The organism is Burkholderia sp. NLJ2, from assembly GCF_049487195.1.
GTDB lineage: Bacteria > Pseudomonadota > Gammaproteobacteria > Burkholderiales > Burkholderiaceae > Burkholderia > Burkholderia pyrrocinia.
Genome location: NZ_CP137810.1, coordinates 2500982 through 2518916, shown reverse-complemented (window position 1 = coordinate 2518916; position 17935 = coordinate 2500982). Strand labels below are relative to the sequence as shown.

General features: G+C 68.4%; 17 protein-coding genes. 8 read left to right on the top strand and 9 right to left on the bottom strand.

Annotation, left to right across the window (positions count from 1 at the left end; translation table 11 throughout):
- Positions 1–11 precede the first annotated feature (11 nt).
- A complete protein-coding gene (locus R9B84_RS33745; RefSeq protein ID WP_423761747.1) occupies positions 12–1067 on the bottom strand; it encodes a 4-hydroxythreonine-4-phosphate dehydrogenase PdxA in 1056 nt (351 codons plus the stop codon).
- A 115-nt stretch (positions 1068–1182) separates the two neighbouring features.
- Between R9B84_RS33745 and R9B84_RS33740 the strand changes: the two genes are divergently transcribed.
- Complete coding sequence (locus tag R9B84_RS33740) at positions 1183–2130, top strand: LysR family transcriptional regulator (protein ID WP_423761746.1); 948 nt, start codon at positions 1183–1185, stop codon at positions 2128–2130.
- Positions 2131–2226: 96 nt separating this feature from the next.
- Here the strand turns inward: R9B84_RS33740 and R9B84_RS33735 are convergent, their stop codons facing one another.
- Positions 2227–3501: an MFS transporter gene (locus R9B84_RS33735; RefSeq protein ID WP_423761745.1), complete on the bottom strand. Its 1275-nt coding sequence runs from the start codon at positions 3499–3501 to the stop codon at positions 2227–2229.
- A gap of 193 nt (positions 3502–3694) precedes the next feature.
- On the opposite strand from R9B84_RS33735, the gene R9B84_RS33730 reads away from it, so the two are divergent.
- The gene (locus R9B84_RS33730; RefSeq protein ID WP_423761744.1) at positions 3695–4381 is read left to right on the top strand and encodes a hypothetical protein; all 687 of its coding nucleotides are present in this window, start codon (positions 3695–3697) and stop codon (positions 4379–4381) included.
- 49 nt (positions 4382–4430) lie between these two features.
- Here R9B84_RS33730 and R9B84_RS33725 read toward each other — a convergent pair whose 3' ends face one another.
- The 3 genes from R9B84_RS33725 to R9B84_RS33715 form a co-directional block, all read right to left on the bottom strand.
- Positions 4431–5516: an ATP-binding protein gene (locus R9B84_RS33725; RefSeq protein WP_423761743.1), complete on the bottom strand. Its 1086-nt coding sequence runs from the start codon at positions 5514–5516 to the stop codon at positions 4431–4433.
- A complete protein-coding gene (locus tag R9B84_RS33720) occupies positions 5513–6244 on the bottom strand; it encodes a response regulator (RefSeq protein ID WP_423761742.1) in 732 nt (243 codons plus the stop codon). The genes R9B84_RS33725 and R9B84_RS33720 overlap by 4 nt, the downstream gene beginning before the upstream one ends.
- Before the next feature lie 169 nt (positions 6245–6413).
- A complete protein-coding gene (locus tag R9B84_RS33715; protein WP_423761741.1) occupies positions 6414–6620 on the bottom strand; it encodes a DUF1737 domain-containing protein in 207 nt (68 codons plus the stop codon).
- A gap of 181 nt (positions 6621–6801) precedes the next feature.
- On the opposite strand from R9B84_RS33715, the gene R9B84_RS33710 reads away from it, so the two are divergent.
- The 6 genes from R9B84_RS33710 to R9B84_RS33685 all read left to right on the top strand — a co-directional run bounded on the left by R9B84_RS33710 (position 6802) and on the right by R9B84_RS33685 (position 12379).
- Positions 6802–7476 (top strand): histidine phosphatase family protein, encoded by a 675-nt coding sequence (locus R9B84_RS33710; RefSeq protein WP_423761740.1) that lies wholly within the window; start codon positions 6802–6804, stop codon positions 7474–7476.
- Positions 7477–7495: 19 nt separating this feature from the next.
- Entirely contained in the window at positions 7496–8527 is a 1032-nt protein-coding gene (locus R9B84_RS33705) for a phosphotransferase (protein ID WP_423761739.1), read from the top strand.
- A gap of 67 nt (positions 8528–8594) precedes the next feature.
- Positions 8595–9359 carry an SDR family oxidoreductase gene (locus R9B84_RS33700; RefSeq protein ID WP_423761738.1) on the top strand — a complete coding sequence of 255 codons (765 nt, stop codon included), beginning with the start codon at positions 8595–8597 and terminating at the stop codon, positions 9357–9359.
- Between the two features lie 7 nt (positions 9360–9366).
- A complete protein-coding gene (locus R9B84_RS33695) occupies positions 9367–10125 on the top strand; it encodes an SDR family NAD(P)-dependent oxidoreductase (RefSeq protein ID WP_423761737.1) in 759 nt (252 codons plus the stop codon).
- A 34-nt stretch (positions 10126–10159) separates the two neighbouring features.
- Entirely contained in the window at positions 10160–11404 is a 1245-nt protein-coding gene (locus R9B84_RS33690; RefSeq protein ID WP_423761736.1) for an acyl-CoA dehydrogenase family protein, read from the top strand.
- Positions 11405–11473: 69 nt separating this feature from the next.
- Positions 11474–12379, top strand: coding sequence for a LysR family transcriptional regulator (locus R9B84_RS33685; protein ID WP_423761735.1), 906 nt, complete (start codon positions 11474–11476; stop codon positions 12377–12379).
- Between the two features lie 133 nt (positions 12380–12512).
- On the opposite strand, the gene R9B84_RS33680 is transcribed toward R9B84_RS33685, so the two are convergent.
- From R9B84_RS33680 to R9B84_RS33665, 4 genes are all read right to left on the bottom strand, one after another.
- Positions 12513–13610 (bottom strand): porin, encoded by a 1098-nt coding sequence (locus R9B84_RS33680; RefSeq protein ID WP_423761734.1) that lies wholly within the window; start codon positions 13608–13610, stop codon positions 12513–12515.
- A gap of 83 nt (positions 13611–13693) precedes the next feature.
- Positions 13694–14794 (bottom strand): porin, encoded by a 1101-nt coding sequence (locus tag R9B84_RS33675; protein ID WP_423761733.1) that lies wholly within the window; start codon positions 14792–14794, stop codon positions 13694–13696.
- 150 nt (positions 14795–14944) lie between these two features.
- Complete coding sequence (locus R9B84_RS33670; protein WP_423761732.1) at positions 14945–16579, bottom strand: HAL/PAL/TAL family ammonia-lyase; 1635 nt, start codon at positions 16577–16579, stop codon at positions 14945–14947.
- A 17-nt stretch (positions 16580–16596) separates the two neighbouring features.
- Positions 16597–17919: an MFS transporter gene (locus R9B84_RS33665; protein ID WP_423761731.1), complete on the bottom strand. Its 1323-nt coding sequence runs from the start codon at positions 17917–17919 to the stop codon at positions 16597–16599.
- Between the last annotated feature and the right edge of the window lie 16 nt (positions 17920–17935).

Sequence of the window (17935 nt, the reverse complement as noted above, 5' to 3'; positions counted from 1 at the left end):
GCGTGCGAGCATCACGCCGAAACAGCGGGGGTGCGGCGCGCGGCGCCCATCCGGCATGCGATCTGCAGCGCCTGCCAGGTGGCGCCGACGTCGGCCGTGCCGCGGCCCGCGATGTCGTACGCGGTGCCGTGCGCGGGCGTCGTGATCGGCACGGGCAGCCCGCCCTGCACGGTCACGCCGCGCGAGAAGCCGAGCAGCTTGATCGCGATCTGCCCCTGGTCGTGGTACATCGTGACGATCGCCTGGTAGTCGCCGGCCTGCGCCTTCAGGAAGATCGTGTCGGCGGGGAACGGGCCGTGGAACGGCGCGTCGGTCGGCCAGTCGCGCGACTGCAGCCGGCGCACCGCGGGCTCGATGATGTCGACTTCCTCGCGGCCGCAACTGCCGCCGTCGCCGCCGTGCGGGTTGAAGGCGGCGATCGCCACCTTCGGCGCGGCGACGCCGTTCGCGAGCAGCGACCGGTAGATCAGTTCGGATGCCTGTTCGATCCGCTCGATGCTCAGGCAGCCCGCCGCGTCCTTCAGCGGAATATGCGACGAGATGCGCGCCGTCCACAGTTCGCCGAGCGTGTTGAATTCGCAGAAATAGCCGGTCACGCCGAGCGCTTCGGCGAAGTGGTGCAGTTCGTCGTCGTGGCGGAGCCCGCCGAGCTTCATCGCGTACTTGTTCAGCGGAGCGAAGCAGATCGCGTCGATGTCGCCGGCGAGCGCGGCGTCGAGACACCGGTCGAGCACGGCGAGCGTCGAGCGGCCGCCGGCCGCGCCGGCCTGGCCGACCGTGACCTGCGCGGGATCGACCGTCTCGACTTCGACGAACGCGGCGCGCGCGGTCGACGGCCGGCCGCGCGCCGCGGCCAGCGAAGCGACGGGTTCGACATCGACCTGCACGCCGGCGACGCGCTGGCCGGCTTCCCACAGCCAGCGATCGCCGATCAGCACGAGATTCGCGCGGGCCGTGGCGTCGGGCCGCGCGAGCAGTTTCGCGATCAGTTCGGCGCCGATGCCGGCGGGGTCGCCGAGCGTCAGCGCGACGACGGGCAGGGGGGCGGCGGTCGAGGGGGTGTTCATGCGGCGTCTCCGGTGGCGGCGCGTGGCCGTTCGTGTATGGGGTTGATGCTAGGTAGACGGAATGAGTCGGTAAATTGAAAACTCTTGATGAATCGATAACCTGGAGTAATCAAAGATGGGCTCGATCGACAGACGAGACTCGACCCCGCAGTTGCTGAACCGGCTGCGCATGCGGCAGATCGCGCTGTTGCTGGCGGTGGACGAATGCTCGACGCTGCGCGCGGCGGCCGAGCAGATGGGCCTGACGCAGCCGGCCGCGACGAAGATGCTCGCCGAACTGGAGAGCGCGCTCGGCCAGCGGCTGTTCGATCGCATCGGGCGCGGGCTCGTGCTGAATCCGGCCGGCGAGCGCGTGCTCGGTTATTTCCGCGGGATCCGCGGCAGCATGGAGGCGCTGAACCGCGAGCTCGGCGAACTGCAGCTCGGCAGCGCGGGGCGGCTGGCGATCGGCAGCATCATGGCGGCGTCGCCGGGGCGGCTTACCGAGGCGCTGGTGCAGCTGAAGGCGCGTTATCCATTGCTTGCGATCGACATCGCGGTGGACACGAGCGACCGGTTGATGCCGCAGCTTCGCGAAGGCGTGCTCGAAGTGGTGATCGGACGCAACGTCGGGACCGATTGCGACTTTCGCGTGGTCGACGATGAGGCGCTCGCGATCATCGCGGGCCGCGACCATCCGCTCGCAGGCGCCGGGCCGGTCGGGTTCGATGCGCTGCTCGATTACACGTGGATCCTGCAGCCGGCCGGCAGCCCGGCGCGCGAGGTCGTCGAGCGCGAGTTTCATGCGCGTCACCAGCCGATGCCGCGCGGGCTGGTCGAAACGGGCTCGATCCTGACCACGATGAACCTCGTCGACCGTTCGACGATGCTCGGCGTGATTCCGCTGACGGTCGCGCAGCGCAACGCGGAGCACGGTCTTGTCGCGATCATCGACTACGCGCTCGATCAGAGGCTGCCGTCGTACGGCAGCATCGTGCGGCGCGACCGGCCGCTGAGCATCCCCGCGCAGCAGTTTCTCGCGCTGTTTCACCGGGAGGGTGGCGAGGAGGATGACGGCGCTTGACGGAGCGGTTTGCCGGCTGTGCCGATCACGCGTCGCGGAACGCGGCGATGCGTGATGGCGGCATGAGCGCGACAGGCGAAGCCGTGGCGAGCCGCTTCAGCGCGCCGACGGCGCGGCGGGTGCCTCGGCGAGTGTCGGCATCGATTCCGACAGCGTGCGGTCCGGGCGAATCCGCAGCGCGGCGACGATGCCGATCAGCAGCATCGCGACCGAACCCACGAACGGCAGCGTCCAGCTGCCGGTGCGGTCGACGAGATAGCCGAACAGGATCGGCGACAGGATCCCCGCGATCGCGGAACCGGCGTTCATCATCCCGCTCGCGATGCCGGCGTGGGTCGGCGCGATGTCGCTCGGCACGGCCCAGATCGGCCCGATCGTCAGTTCGAGGCACAGGAACGACCCCGACAGGCACAGCGCGACGCCGGCGGTCGAGTGCACGAACGCGAGCGGCAGCAGGCAGACGAGCGCGCCGGCGAAGCTCGCGACGATCACGCTCTGGCGCGACAGCGCGAGGTTGCCGGTCTTCCGGTAGATCCGGTCGCAGAGCCAGCCGCCGAGCGTGTCGCCGACCACGCCCGCGAAGAACACGCCGGACGCGAACAGCGCGGTCGATTTCAGGTTCAGGCCCTGGCCGTTCAGGAAGAACGTCGGCAGCCACGTGAAGAACAGCCACGCGGTCCAGCCGTAGCAGAAGTAGACGAAGATCGTCGGCGCCATCCGGCGGAACAGCGGCCCCCACGGCGTTGGGCCGGACGGCGGCGCGGGGCGGGCGGCGCCGCGTGCGTGGCCGTCGTCGTCGCCGAGCGGATGTTCGCGGAAGCCGACGATCCACCAAACGAGCCACACCAGCGTCACCGCGCCGATCACGAAGAACGCGGCGCGCCACGACAGCCACGTCATCAGCGCGGCGACGATCGGCGGCGTGACCGCGTTGCCGAGCCGCGAGAACGAATGCGTGAAGCCTTGCACGACGCCGCGCCGTTCGCGCGGGAACCAGTGCGTGATCGCGCGGGCCTGGGCGGGCAGCGTCGCGCCTTCGCCGATGCCGAGCAGCAGGCGCGCGGCGAACAGGAGCGTGAGACTGTGCACGAGCCCCGTCGTGAAGGTCGACACGACCCAGATCAGCCCGCAGCCGATCAGCGTGATGCGGGCGCCGAACCGGTCGGCGATCCAGCCGCCGCCGATCTGGCAGATTGCATATGAATACGCGAATGCGGAGAATGCGACGCCGAGCTCGGTGTTCGACAGGCCGAGCTCGGCCTTGATCGCGCCGGCCGCCGTCGCGAGGTTGACGCGGTCGACGTAGAGGATGAACGAAAGCGCGCACAGCAGCCACAGCGTGTGGCGCCGTTGACGAGGGTCGTTGGGCATGTGTCTCACTCCATTCTCGTGCGCGGCGTTGCAATGACGCCGCGTTCACTGGCGGGGCCAGCATCGCGCGGCGGCGGAGACACTGTCTAATGAATCTTTGGGATCAATCGATAACCTGAGGTATTCATTCGTATTTCGGTCGGGCGCGGGCAACGTAGCGTCGGTGGCGCAACGGAACTCCACAGGTGAGACATTGACGGACATCGAAGAACTTTCGCTCCACCGGGAGAGCCGCTTCTGGCAGCTGTCGCTGGTGAAATGGTGGATCCAGGGGCACGGTCGCGACGGTTATTCGTTCCGTCTGCTGCTGGTCCCGCTCGTGATCGTGTTCGTGCTCGAATTCGTCTGCGTGACGTTCGATGCGCTGTACAGCGGCATCGTCGTCAGCGCGGTCGCGACGCTGTTCCTCGGCATCGCCGGGTTCCACGGCGCGCAGCGCGAATGGCTCGTGACGTCCGCGGCCGCGCGCGCACTCGTGAAGGCGCGCATGAAGAAGGCGGCCGAGCGGTTCTCGTCGCTCGGCGTGGGCGCGACCGTGCTCGCGATCTTCGTCGCGGCAACGTCGCTGTCGCTCGTGATGTCGGGCCAGCCGATGCTCGACAGCGTGTCGAAGGACGCCGTGTCGATCTTCATCGCGCTGGTGTTCCTGCCGGTGTACGTGTCCGGCGCGGTGCGCAAGCTGGCGATCGCGCGGATCGAGGAACTCGAGGCGCTGCGCAACTCGACCGTCGGCACGAAGCTGAAATTCGACCGGGCCGGCGCCGTGCGCGCGGTGGTGGTGCAGGGCGCGGCCGGGAAAGGGACGGTGTCCGTGACGGAGTACACGGTGCTCGGGTTCAGCCCGCCGCTCGAACACGTCGGGCGCGAACCGCGCGTGTGATCGCGGGAACGCGGCGCCGGCGCAGGCCCGTTATGGGCCGGAACAGGCCCTAAGCCGGAAACCGCTCGCTCTCGGGTGCCGGCACGAGGTTGTCGGGCCACTTCACCTCGAACCGCGTGCCGCCGACGCCCGTCGGCACGCAGATCGCCTCGCCGTGGTGCGCATGCGCGATCGCTGCGACGACGGCGAGCCCGAGGCCGGTGCCGCCGGGCTGTGTATCGTCGACGCGCCTGAATGCCTTGAACACGTGCGGCGCGAAATCGGCCGGGATGCCGGGGCCGTCGTCTTCGACGCGCAGCCGGCACATCCCGTGTTCGATGCGCGTCTGGATCCGGATCGAGCCCGGCACCGCGTGGCGGCGCGCATTTTCCAGCAGCGCCAGCAGCGCCTGGCGGATGCGAACCGGGTCGCAGCACATGCGCCGCGCGTCGAGATCGAGCATCGGATGCTGGCCGGCGGCCTGCAGCGCGTGTGCGAACACGTCGACCACGGCGCGCACGTCGGCGGCGAGATCGGTGTCGCGGATTTCGATGCTCAGGTGGCCGCTATCGGCGAGGCTGACCACGCGCAGATCCTCGATCAGCCGCGTTAACCCTTCGACCTGCGCGAGCAGGCTGCGATAGAGCGCTTCGCTGGGCGTGAACACGCCTTCGGCGAGCCCCTGAAGCCGCCCGCGCAGGATAGTGACGGGCGTGCGCAGTTCATGCGCGATCGCGGCATTCCAGAATGTCTGCTCGTCGGTCACGCGCTGCAGCTCGCTTGCGAGCGCGTTGAAATTGTCGGCGAGCCGCGCGGCTTCGTGCAGCGAGCGGTCGCCGGCGACGGCGCGCGCGCCGAGATCGCCGCGCGCGACGCGGCGGATGCCGTCCGTCACCGAATTCAGCGGCACGAGGATGCGCCGCGACAGGTTGACCGCAACGATGACGGAGATCACGAGACCGACCAGCGCGGTCGAAACGATCCACAGCCACTCCGGCCCGGTCGGGAACCAGCCCGTCTGCTTGAAATCGTCCGGCCAGTAGGTGTACAGCACGTAGTAGAACGCGTAGGCCGTCACGACGACCAGCAGCGTGACGCCGAACGCGATCGCGCCCATCGTCAGCGCGATCTGGCGGCTCAGTCCGTCGAGTTTCAATCTCCGCTCCACAGCTTGTAGCCGACGCCGCGCACGCTCACCGGCACGCCCGCGACACCGAGATCGTCGAGTTTCTTGCGCAGCTTGCTGACGTGGCTGTCGACGGTGCGCTCCAGCGCATCGCCTTCCGGCAGGCAGGTGGCCATCAGCTCGGCGCGGCTGAACACGCGGCGCGGCGCGCGCGCGAGCTGCGCGAGCAGCTTGAATTCGGTGAGCGTCAGCACGAGCGTGTGCCGTGTGCTGCCGATCTCGACCGTCGCTTCGTGGCGTTCGAGATCGATCTCGAACGGCGCGGCACGCAGCACGCGCTGTTCTTCCTGGCGCGAGCCGGCCATCGACCGGCGCAGCACGGCCTGTGCGCGCGCAACGACTTCGGCGGGATTGAACGGCTTGACCACGTAGTCGTCGGCGCCGATGCGCAGCCCGGTCAGCTTGTCGATGTCCTGGTCGAGCGCGGTCAGCATGATGACCGGCGTATCGCCGCGATGGCGGATCTCGGCGAGCACCTTCCAGCCGTCGACGTGCGGCATCTGCACGTCGAGCAGCACGAGGTCGGGCTTGAGCGACAGGTGGAGTTCGAGCGCACGGCGGCCGTCGGCGGCGTGCACGGTGCGCAGGCCGCTGCGCGCGAAATAGGCGATCAGGATCTCGGCGATCTCGGGTTCGTCCTCGGCGACGAGGACGAGCGCCTGGGCGCCCTGGCCGGCGGGGAAAGGGAATTCGGGCATTGCCACTGCTTGGCGTCCATTGGGCTGCTTGATGGAATCCGGATACTACCGCACCCGCACTACCATCGAATGGCCGTGGATTGCCGTACGCGCCTGCCGGGCTTGTACGGAAAAGCGCGTGGACGAACGTGCCATATTCGGCGGCCGCGCGGCGCTTTGCCCTGCGCGATCAGCCGCAGGACGCAGCCCCGCCGTCGTCCGGCCACAGCAACGCCTGCGCCGCCACCACATGGACGCCGTTGAAGGTGACTGCAGGCGACCCGTACAGACGGTAGCCGAGCGCCAGCGCTTCCGATACGCGGTGGCAGAACACGGCATCGTCCTTGCCGGTCAGCAAGCGATAGCGCGGCAGGTCGTTCGGCGGGGAAGAGGGCATGATGGGTCGGGCTCCGGGCAAGCTTCGGGTCGGTTGCGCAGTATAAGTCGCGCGCGCCGACCCCGGGTCGACGGGCCACTCTGCGAAATTCACATCGCGAATGACAACCGATTCACTAAATAAATTTTAAAAATAATCGCCCGCTGGCTATGCTGAATCCTTCTGATCTGGCGGGCATGCGATGGCTGAACTCTTTCTGGTACGGCACGGGCAGGCGTCGTTCGGCACCGACGACTACGACCGGCTTTCCGCGGCTGGCGAGCAGCAGGGCGTCTGGCTCGGCGAATATTTCGCGCGGCAGGGCCTGGCGTTCGACCGCGTGATCTGCGGCACGCTGCACCGCCACGCGCAGACGGTCGACGCGATCCTGCGCGGGATGGGCCGCGCAGGCGTGCCGGTCGACCGCCATCCGGGCCTGAACGAATACGACTTCCACGGGCTGTTCGCGGCGGCCGCCGGCGACTATCCGGAGATCGCGCGGCTCGCGGCCGGATCGATGAAGGAACATTTCCGTGCGCTCCGGCAGGTGCTGCAGCTGTGGTCCGAGGACAAGCTCGGCGATGCGGCTCCCGAGACCTGGGCGCATTTCCAGCAGCGCGTCGCCGACGCGCGCGCAGCGATCCGCCACGGTGGCGGCCAGCGCGTGCTCGCGGTGAGCTCCGGCGGCCCGATCGCGGTCACCGTGCAGCAGGTGCTCGCGGCGCCGCCGTCGAGCGCGATCGCGCTGAACCTGCAGATCCGCAACAGCAGTCTTTCGCAGTTTTTCTTCAACGCCGACGCGTTTCACCTCGCGTCGTTCAACGGCATCCCGCATCTGGAGGATCCCGAACGACACGCGCTGCGAACCTATGGCTGACCCACGAACGATCGCGACGATGACGAACCCTTCCCAGCAACTCGACACTGCCCGCCTCACGCGCTATCTCGAAGCGCACGTCCCGGGCTTCGAAGGCCCGGTCGACACGGAGAAGTTTGCCGGCGGCCAGTCGAACCCGACCTTCCTGCTGCACGCGAAGAGCGGCCGCTACGTGCTGCGTCGCCAGCCGCCGGGCGAACTGCTGAAATCCGCGCACGCGGTCGACCGCGAATTCCGCGTGCTGACTGCGCTGTCGGGCACCGCGGTGCCGGTCGCGCGGCCGTATCACCTGTGCGTCGACCGCGACGTGATCGGCAGCATGTTCTACGTGATGAGCTTCGAGGACGGCCGGATCTTCTGGGATCCCGCGCTGCCGGAACTGCCGAAGGCCGATCGCGCGGCGTGCTACGACGCGCTGCTGCAGACGATGGCCGCGTTGCACGACGTCGATGTCGACGCGGTGGGCCTCGCCGACTACGGCCGCCCCGGCAACTACTTCGAACGCCAGATCGGCGTGTGGACGAAGCAGTATCGCGCGGCCGAAACCGGGCGCCTCGACGCGATGGAGACGCTGATCGACTGGCTGCCGAAAGCATGCCCCGAGGACACGGGCCGGCCGGCGCTGGTGCACGGCGATTTCCGGATCGACAACCTGATGTTCGCGCGCGACGGCTATCGCGTGCAGGCCGTGCTCGACTGGGAACTGTCGACGCTCGGCAACCCGCTCGCCGATCTCGCGTATTTCTGCATGTGCCTGCGGCTGCCGTCCGGCGGGCAGGTGCGCGGGATCGCGGGCCTGGATCGCGCCGAACTCGGCGTACCGGACGAAGCGGCGATCGTCGCGCGCTATTGCGAATTGCGCGGGATCGAGCCGATCCGCGACTGGCATTTCTACCTCGCGTTCAGTTTCTTCCGCCTCGCGGCAATCGCGCAGGGCGTGAAGGCGCGCGCGCTGCAGGGCAATGCGTCGAGCGAGCAAGCGCTGCGCGTCGGCGAAATGGCCGGCCGGCTGGCCGAATTGGCCGTGAGCGTGATCGACGCGCATCGCTGAAATCGCTGACATCGCCGGGATCGCAGAGCGGCGACACGACAAACCATCAATGGAGGAGCACAACGACATGGCAACGAATCTGTTCGACCTGACCGGCAAGATCGCACTGGTGACGGGCGCGAGCCGCGGCATCGGCGAGGAAATCGCGAAGCTGCTCGCAGAGCAGGGCGCGCATGTGATCGTGTCGAGCCGCAAGCTCGACGATTGCCAGGCCGTGGCCGACGCGATCGTCGCGGCGGGCGGCAGAGCCGAAGCGCTGGCCTGCCACGTCGGGCGGCTGGACGATATCGCCGCGACGTTCGAGCATATCCGCGGCAAGCACGGGCGGCTCGACATCCTCGTGAACAACGCGGCCGCGAACCCGTATTTCGGGCACATCCTCGATACCGATCTCGCCGCGTACGAGAAGACCGTCGACGTGAACATCCGCGGCTACTTCTTCATGTCGGTCGAGGCCGGCAAGCTGATGAAGACGCACGGCGGCGGCGCGATCGTCAACACGGCGTCGGTGAACGCGCTGCAGCCGGGCGATCGCCAGGGCATCTACTCGATCACGAAGGCGGCGGTCGTCAACATGACGAAGGCGTTCGCGAAGGAATGCGGGCCGCTCGGCATCCGCGTGAATGCGCTGCTGCCGGGCCTGACGAAGACGAAGTTCGCGGGCGCGCTGTTCGCCGACCAGGACATCTACGAGACCTGGATGGCGAAGATCCCGCTGCGCCGCCATGCGGAACCGCGCGAGATGGCCGGCACCGTGCTGTATCTCGTGTCGGACGCGGCGAGCTACACGAACGGCGAATGCATCGTCGTCGACGGCGGCCTGACGATCTGAGCGCACGATGAAAATCGACAGCTACGCCGGGCAGGCCGTGATGATCACCGGCGCCGCGAGCGGCTTCGGCGCGTTGCTCGCGAGCGAGCTGGCCGCGATGGGCGCGCGGCTGGCGCTCGGCGACCTGAACGAGGCAGCGCTCGAACGCGTGGCCGCGCCGCTGCGCGCGGCCGGCGCCGACGTGATCGCGCAGCGCTGCGACGTGCGCGTCGAAGTCGACGTCGCGGCGCTGGTGCATGAGGCCGCCGCGCGCTTCGGGCGGCTCGACGTCGGCATCAACAACGCGGGCATCGCACCGCCGATGAAGGCGCTGATCGACACCGACGAAGCCGATCTCGACCTGAGCTTCGCGGTGAACGCGAAGGGCGTGTTCTTCGGGATGAAGCACCAGATCCGCCAGATGCTCGCGCAGCGCGAAGGCGTGATCCTGAACGTCGCGTCGATGGCCGGGCTCGGCGGCGCGCCGAAGCTGGCCGCGTACGCGGCGTCGAAGCATGCGGTGGTCGGGCTCACGAAGACGGCCGCGCTCGAATACGCGCGCCACGGCATTCGCGTGAACGCGGTGTGCCCGTTCTACAGCACGACGCCGATGGTTACCGACAGCGATATCGGCGACCGCCAGGATTTTCTCGCGCAGGGCTCGCCGATGAAGCGGCTCGGCCGGCCCGACGAAATCGTCGCGACGATGCTGACGCTGTGCGCGAAGGAAAACACTTATCTGACCGGGCAGGCCGTCGCCGTCGACGGCGGTGTCTCGGCCTTCTGACCGAACCGAACACGAAAATCTCGAGGAGTCGATCATGGACTTTGGCTACACCCCGAAAGTGGAAGAACTGCGCGAGCGCGTCAGCGCGTTCATGGACGCGCACATCGTGCCGCGCATCCGCCAATGGAACGACGAAGTGCATGCGGGCCAGTATCCCGTGTCGTTCATGGAGGAACTGAAGGAACGCGCGAAGGCGGAAGGGCTGTGGAACCTGTTCCTGCCGCACCTGAAGGACGACGAGCCCGGCACGGGCCTGACGAACCTCGAATACGCGCCGCTCGCCGAGATCATGGGGCGCGTGAGCTGGGCGTCGGAGGTGTTCAACTGCAATGCGCCGGACACGGGCAACATGGAGCTGCTGCACATGTTCGCGACGCCCGAGCAGCGCGAACAGTGGCTGCTGCCGCTGCTGCGCGGCGAGATCCGCTCGGCGTTCGCGATGACGGAGCCCGACGTGGCGTCGTCGGATGCGACGAACATCACGACGCGCATCGAGCGCGCGGGCGACGAGTACGTGATCAACGGCCGCAAGTGGTTCATCACGAACGCCGCGCATCCGAACTGCAAGATCTTCATCGTGATGGGCAAGACCGATCCCGATGCCGAGTCGCACCAGCAGCAGAGCATGATCCTCGTGCCGCGCGACACGCCGGGCGTGACGATCGTGCGCAACATCACGGTGGTCAATCACCACGCGCCGGAAGGGCACTGCGAGATCACGTTCGACAACGTGCGCGTGCCGGCGCGCAACCTGCTCGGCGCGGAAGGCAGCGGCTTCGCGCTCGCGCAGGCACGCCTCGGGCCGGGCCGCATCCACCACTGCATGCGTTCGATCGGCGCGGCCGAGCTCGCGCTGGAGCTGATGGTCGACCGCGCGCAGTCGCGCGTCGCGTTCGGCAAGCCGCTGAACCGGCACGGCACGGTCGGCGAATGGATCGCGCGCTCGCGCATCGAGATCGACCAGGCGCGCCTGCTGGTGCTGAAGGCCGCGTGGATGATCGACAAGGTCGGCGCGAAGGCCGCGCGCAAGGAAATCTCGATGATCAAGGCGCTCGTGCCGACCGTCTATACGGACGTCTGCGACCGCGCGATGCAGGTGTTCGGCGCGGCGGGGTTGAGCCCCGATACGCCGCTCGCCGACCTGTGGACCTGGGGCCGCGCGCTGCGCTTCGCCGATGGCCCGGACGAGGTGCACCTGCAGGCGATCGCACGGATGGAGATCAAGGACGGCGAGCCGGGCTCGACGGCGCCGTACCTGACGCCGCCGCTGCGCGCTTGAGCGGTTCCCGGAGCCGGCATGGACGAGCGAGAGGCGCCCGCCGTAAGATGCCGGCAAGGAGATTCGGCGATGCGCCTTTCGAAGATTGATCTGAACCTGTTCGTCGTATTCGAGGCGATCTACAACAAGCGCAACCTGACGCGGGCGGCCGAGGTGCTGAACCTCACGCAGCCGGCCGTCAGCAATGCGCTGGCGCGGCTGCGCAAGACGCTGAACGATCCGCTGTTCGTCAGCACGCCGGCCGGGATGATGCCGACGCCGATGGCCGAGAACATCGTCGGCCGCGTGCGCGAGGCGCTGCAACTGCTCGATTCGAGCGCGCACGAAGGCGACGTGTTCGATCCCGCATCGTCGGCGCGCGTGTTCCGGCTCAGCATGAGCGACCTGACCGAAGCGCTGCTGCTGCCCGCGCTCGGCGAACTGCTGCAACGGGAAGCGCCCGGCATGCACGTGCGCAGCTATACGATGGACCGCCGCGAAGTGGCGACCGCGCTCGCGAACGGCTCCGTCGACATCGCGATCGACGCGCCGCTGATCGGCGATCCGCATCTGCACCAGGCGCTGCTCGTGCGCGACCGCTACGCGTGCATGATCCGCGACGATCACCCGTTCAAGGGCAACACGCTGACCATGGACGACTACCTGTCGATGGGGCATATCCACGTGTCGAGCCGCCGCAAGGGCAGCGGGCACGTCGACGCGGAACTGACGCGTCTCGGGCTGCGCCGCACTATCCAGATGCGCGTGCAGCACTACATGGTCGCGCCGCTGATCGCGATGCGCGGCGATCTCGCGCTGACCGCGCCGCTGCGGCTGCTGCAGCGCTATCCGGCGCGCATCCTCGAACTGCCGTTCGAGATGCCGGGCCTCGAATACTTCTGCTACTGGCATCGCAGCGCCGATCAGGATCAGGGCAGCCAGTGGCTGCGCGAGCAGTTGATGACGCTGATGGGCGGGATGGGCGAGCCGCAGTGATGCAGGCTGGCTGTGCCTCCGCGGCACGCGCGCTTCGATATCGCGATCGACTGCGCAACGCCCGCGTCGGCACGCGCGCCACATGCACGGCCTGCGTCTGCGAACCGTCGTTGCGCCGCCCCGGCGCACGGGCTCAGAATGCGGTGCGCAGGCCGAGCCCGGCCGAATCGCCGTTTCCGTATCCGCTCGCGCGGTCGCGCATGAACGCGACGTAGACGTCGGTCCGTTTCGACAGCCGGTAGTCGTAGCCGAGCGCCCAGGTCGTTCGCGACGGGCGGTCGCGGCCGTGGCTTTTCGCGGCCATGACCGACGCGAGCAGCGTGCCGAAGCCGACCGGCACCGCCGCGCCCACCTGCCCGCTGTGCGTGCCGAGCCCGCCGCCGTCGATCGCGTCGTGCGCGTACTGGTAGAACGCGGTGAGCTTCACGAACTTCAGGTCGTAGCCGACGCCGGCCAGCACGGCGTCCTGCTGCGTGAAGCCGGCGACGGAAGCGTTCAGGTCGCCCGGAGTCCGGTCGTATTTCGCTTGCTGGAACGCGAGCGTCGCGCTGAATGCGCGCTGCCGGTCGTAGGTGACGCTGCCGCCCCACTGGTTCGCGCCGGTGTGACCGGGTTCGTTGCCCGTCGCATAGATCAGGCTCGCCTGCAGCGCGTGTTCGGCGGGCGTCGAAACCAGCACCGAATTGCTCCAGCCGTTGTCGCCGACGAGGCCCTGCGCCGAGACGCCCTTGTACATCTGGTTCAGCGCAGGCGAAAAACCGAACGACGTCGAGAACGGGTTGAAGCGCACGACGGAGATGTAATACGGCGTCGTGTTGCGTCCCGCGCGCAGCACGCCGTACGGTGTGGAGACGCCAACATACGCGTTGCGCCCGAAGAACGTATCGCCGCCGAAGCGGCCGACGCCGCCGTTCGACGGGCGCATGAACGCTTCGAGCGCGAACTGCAGTGCGTAGCCGCCGCCGAGATCCTCGCGGCCGCCGACGCCCCAGAAGCTTGTCGTGAAGCCACCCGAATTCATCGCGTATGCGCGCGGCTTGCCGAGGCTCTTTTGCGTGCCGACATAGACGTCCGCCAGCCCGTACAGCGATACCGACGACTGGGCCGAGACGTCGTTGGCGATTCCGCGGGCGACCAGCGATGCACCGAGGGTCGACAGCAGCCGCCGGCTCGCCGCCGGTGCGAACCGGCGTTGTCGCCGGTTGGTGTTCCGGATTGAATGAATAGGCATACTGATCGAATAACGTAGAGGAAGCGGAGCCGCGGGAACGGCTGACGGCAGGCGCCACGCCCGGCCGTCAGCCGCCGGGAACGTCAGAACACGTGCCGGATACCCGCGCGCCCGACCGCCTGCTTCTGGTTGCCCGACGGATTGAAGCCCGCGATCTGCGCGACCGGTGCATCGCCTGCCGCCTTCTGGAACGCCCCCATCACATAGACGGTCGTGCGCTTGGACAGCGCGTATTCGACGCTCAGGTTGAACTGGTGATACTTCGGCTCCGCGTTCGTCGCATGGTCGCGGCCCGTCGTGTACGTGTAGCCGGTGCCGACCGTCACCGCGGGCGTCGGCGTGACGAGCGCCGACAGCTCGTAGTTCTGGAACGTCGCGTCGTGCCCCGCGCTGCCCTGCTGGAAGTTCGTGTTCGTGAAGTCGGCCAGCACCTTCAGCCACTGCACGACCTGGTACGACGCGCCGACGCCGAACACCTTCTGCGCACGCGCCGCGTCGAGGTAGTTGCCGTAGATCGCGTTCGTGAAGCCCGGATAGTTCTGGTAGCCCTGCGTCGACACGCCCGGGTTGTTGATCCGCAGATAGCCGACGCCGAAGCCGACCGGCCCCGCCGCGTAGCTCGCGCCGACGCTGAACGTCGCGTTGTCGGAGAAGCGGCCCGGCTGCCCGCCGAACGCGTAGAGGCCGCCGAACGTGACGCCCGCGATCGTCGGGCTGCGGTACTTGACCGCATTCGAGATCGGGAAGCCGTTGTCGGTGTTGTCCATGTCGTTCGGGTGAGCGAAGTAATAGCCGCCGATATTGCCGTTCAGCGTGAACGGCTCGACGTAGTCGACGATCGAATCCCACTGGCGGCCGAGCGTGAGCGTGCCGAGCCTCGCATCGTTCAAGCCGACATAAGCGTTGCGCGAGAACGCGAGCCCGCTGCCGAGGCGCCCGGAATTGAGGTCGAAGCCGCTTTCGAGCCGGAAGATCGCGCTCAGCCCGCCGCCGAGATCCTCGGTGCCGCGTACGCCCCAACGGCTGCCGGCTGTCACGCCCGATGCGAGCTGCACGAGATGCTTGCCCTGCACGTTCGATACGTAGTCGACGCCGTCCTCGACGATGCCGTACAGCGTGACGCTGCTTTGCGCGTGGGCGGTGGCGGCCGCGGCGAGCGGCAGCGCGAACAGGAGTTTTTTCATGGTGGTGTTCCGGTGCGGTGTGGGTGAAAGACGGCGAACGGTGCGGCGGTCCGGTTTCTTGCGGACGTGCGTTCCCCGCGCCGCGATCGGACGACGATCGCGGCGGCGGGAAAACGGTGAAACGAAGGGAGTGTGTTGTGCCGCTGTCGCTCAGTCGCGATACGCGCGCAGCAGCGTATCGGCGGCCCGGAAGTCGGGCGCGAGCGGGCGGTCGCGCTCGAGGAACGCGACCTTCGTGCGCAGCGCACGGTACAGCGGCTGCGTGGCCGGCGCGAGCGTGAACGACGGCTGCTTGCGCTGGCGCAGGTCGATCGCCTGCGCGGCTTCGACGAGTTCGAGGCCGAGCAGCGTGTAGCTCGCATCGATCTGCTTCTGCACGCGCTGTACGACTTCAGGCGCATTCGTCGCGATGTCCTCGATGCCGCCGGCGACGGGCAGATAGTCGAGCGACACTGGCATCGCGAGCGACTTCACCGTCATCGCGAGCGCGGTCGGCGGCTTCTCCATCGCGCCGAACGCGTGCACGGTTTCCTCGGTGCCGAGGAAGCGGGCGAGGCCGGTGAGGTGCGGGTCGTTCAGCTTGACGATGCGCTGCGCGGACGCGAGCGCGTTGTGGCCAAGCGCGAGCCCGAGCTGTTCGAACGCGAGCACCCACGGCAGCGGCTCGAAGTTCGCGCTCGGCAGCACCGCGCCGCCGCCGTCGACATAACCAGCCGCATCCTGCGCGCGGTTCGACTTCGGCGTGACGCCGACCGCGACGCCCGGATTGTCGTCGCTCGAATTGAGCTGGACCTGCAGCAACGCGCGCGCCTCGTCGTAGGTGCGGTCCTCGTCGCCGAGCAGGTAGACGCCGGAACGGAAGCTGAGCGGATCCTGCAGCGGCCGGTCCGGGTCCTTGTTCCACAGGCTGCTGCCCGCGAGCAGCGTGCGCAGCGCCGCGCCGGCGCGCAGCGTGGCCGGGAACGGCCGCAACGCCAGCGTGTCCTCGCGGAACGGCGACACGTTGCCGTTCAGCCCCTGCAGGCTCAGTGCGAACACGAGCTTCGACACCTGCGCAAGACGCGCCATGTCGGTGAGCGCCAGCGCCGCCATGCCGGCCGAATACGCGTTGGAACTGAGGATCGCGAGCGCGTCCTTGCCGTACGGACGGATCGTCGCGATGCCGGCCGACTTCAGCGCGTCGACGGCGGCGAGCTTGCGGCCCTGGTAGTACACGTCGCCTTCGCCGAGCATCGCGAGGCCGACGTGGCTCAGGATCGTGATGTCGGCCTCGCCGATCGAGCCGTCCGCCGGCATCGCCGGCGTGACGCCGCGATTGAGGAACTGCGCATACGCGTCGACGATCGCCGGTTGCACGCCGGCGCCGCCGTCGAGCATCGCGTTCAGGCGCGCGGCCATCGCGGCGCGGGCGACGCGCACGCTCATGTCAGGGCCGACGCTGCCCGAGTGTGCGTGGATCAGCCCGATGTTGAAGCGTGTCGACGCGTCGATGACCTCCTGGCTCAGCTTGCCGTGCGCGTCGACCATCTCGCGGTCCTTGTTGAGGCCGACGCCGACCGTCAGCCCGTAGATCTGCTGGCCGGCCGCGGCGGCCTTCAGCAGCACGTCGTGCGCGGCGACGACCCGCTGGCGGCCGGCCGGTGCGATCGACACGGCTTCGCCGTCGGCGATGCGTGCGATCGATTCGGGCGTGACGGATCGGCCGTCGAGCGTGATGTCCGCGAAGGCCGGGACGGCGGAGAAAAGCGCGAGCGCGATCGCGCTCCGCATGAGGAGGCGTTGCATGAAGTAGTTCTCCGAATTCAGTCGTGACGTGACGTGGAAGACAGCGCGGCGATCGACGCGAGCGCGATGACGCTCGCGACCATCACATACCAGGCAGGCGCGAACGGGTTGCCGGACCGTTGCGTGAGCCACGCGAGGATCGCGGGCGCGAAGCCGCCGAAGATCGTCGTGGCGATGTTGTAGGACAGCGACATGCCGGTCGCGCGCACGCGGGTCGGGAACAGCTCCGACAGCGCGGCCGGCGCGACGCCGGTGAAGATCGCGACCATCACGCAGAACGCGCTCTGCACCGTGATCAGCGCGGCGAGCGTGTGCACGTCGGCGAGCCAGCGCAGCAGCGGATACACCGACACGAGCATCAGCACCGCGCCGGCCGTGAGCACCGTGCGCCGGCCGAAGCGATCCGACCAGCTGCCTGCACACACGCAGGTGACGGCCATCAGGCAGTTGCCGACCAGCGACGCGATGAACGCGTCGCGCCCGTCGAAGTGCAGCGCGCGCTGCACGTGCGTCGGCATGTAGATCACCAGCGCATACACGCAGACGGCCCACAACACCGAGAACCCGGTGCCGACCATGAGCGCACGTGGATAGTCGCGCACGACCTGCAGCAACGGCGTCTTGCGCTCGGCCGGCGCGCGCGCGGCACGCGCCATCTCCGCGCGGAAATGCGGCGTTTCGTCGAGCGTCTTGCGCAGCCACAGGCCGACCGGCGCGATCGCGAGACCGAGGATGAACGGAATCCGCCAGCCCCAGTCGCCGATCTGTTCGCGCGACAGCGTGAGCGTCACGCCGGTGGCGACCAGCGCGCCGAGGATGTTCGACGCGGCCATGCTCGCTTGCAGCCACGACGCGTAGCGGCCCTTGCGGTCCGCCGGTGCGTGCTCGATCAGGAACGCCGCCGCGCCGCCTACTTCGCCGCCGGCCGAGAAGCCTTGCAGCAGGCGGCCGCACAGGATCAGCAGCGGCGCGCCGACGCCGATCGCGGTGAACGGCGGCGCGAACGCGATGATGGCGGTGCCGGCCGCCATCACGAGGATGGTCAGCGTGAGTGCGGCCTTGCGGCCCGCCCGATCGCCATACACGCCGATCGCGAGCGCGCCGAGCGGCCGCGCGATGAAGCCGATCCCGAACGCCATGAACGCCTCGACCAGCTCGGTGCCCGTGTCGCCGCGATGGAAGAAGTTCTGCGCGATATACACGGCAAAGAACGCGTAGACGGAAAAGTCGTACCACTCCAGCGCGTTGCCGATCGAGGCCGCGGCGATCGCGCGCCCGGCGCTCGTTGCGGGGGGCGACACGGCCGTGGCCGTGTCGAGGGGAACCGCGGTTTGCTTCACTTCGATCTCCTGTCGT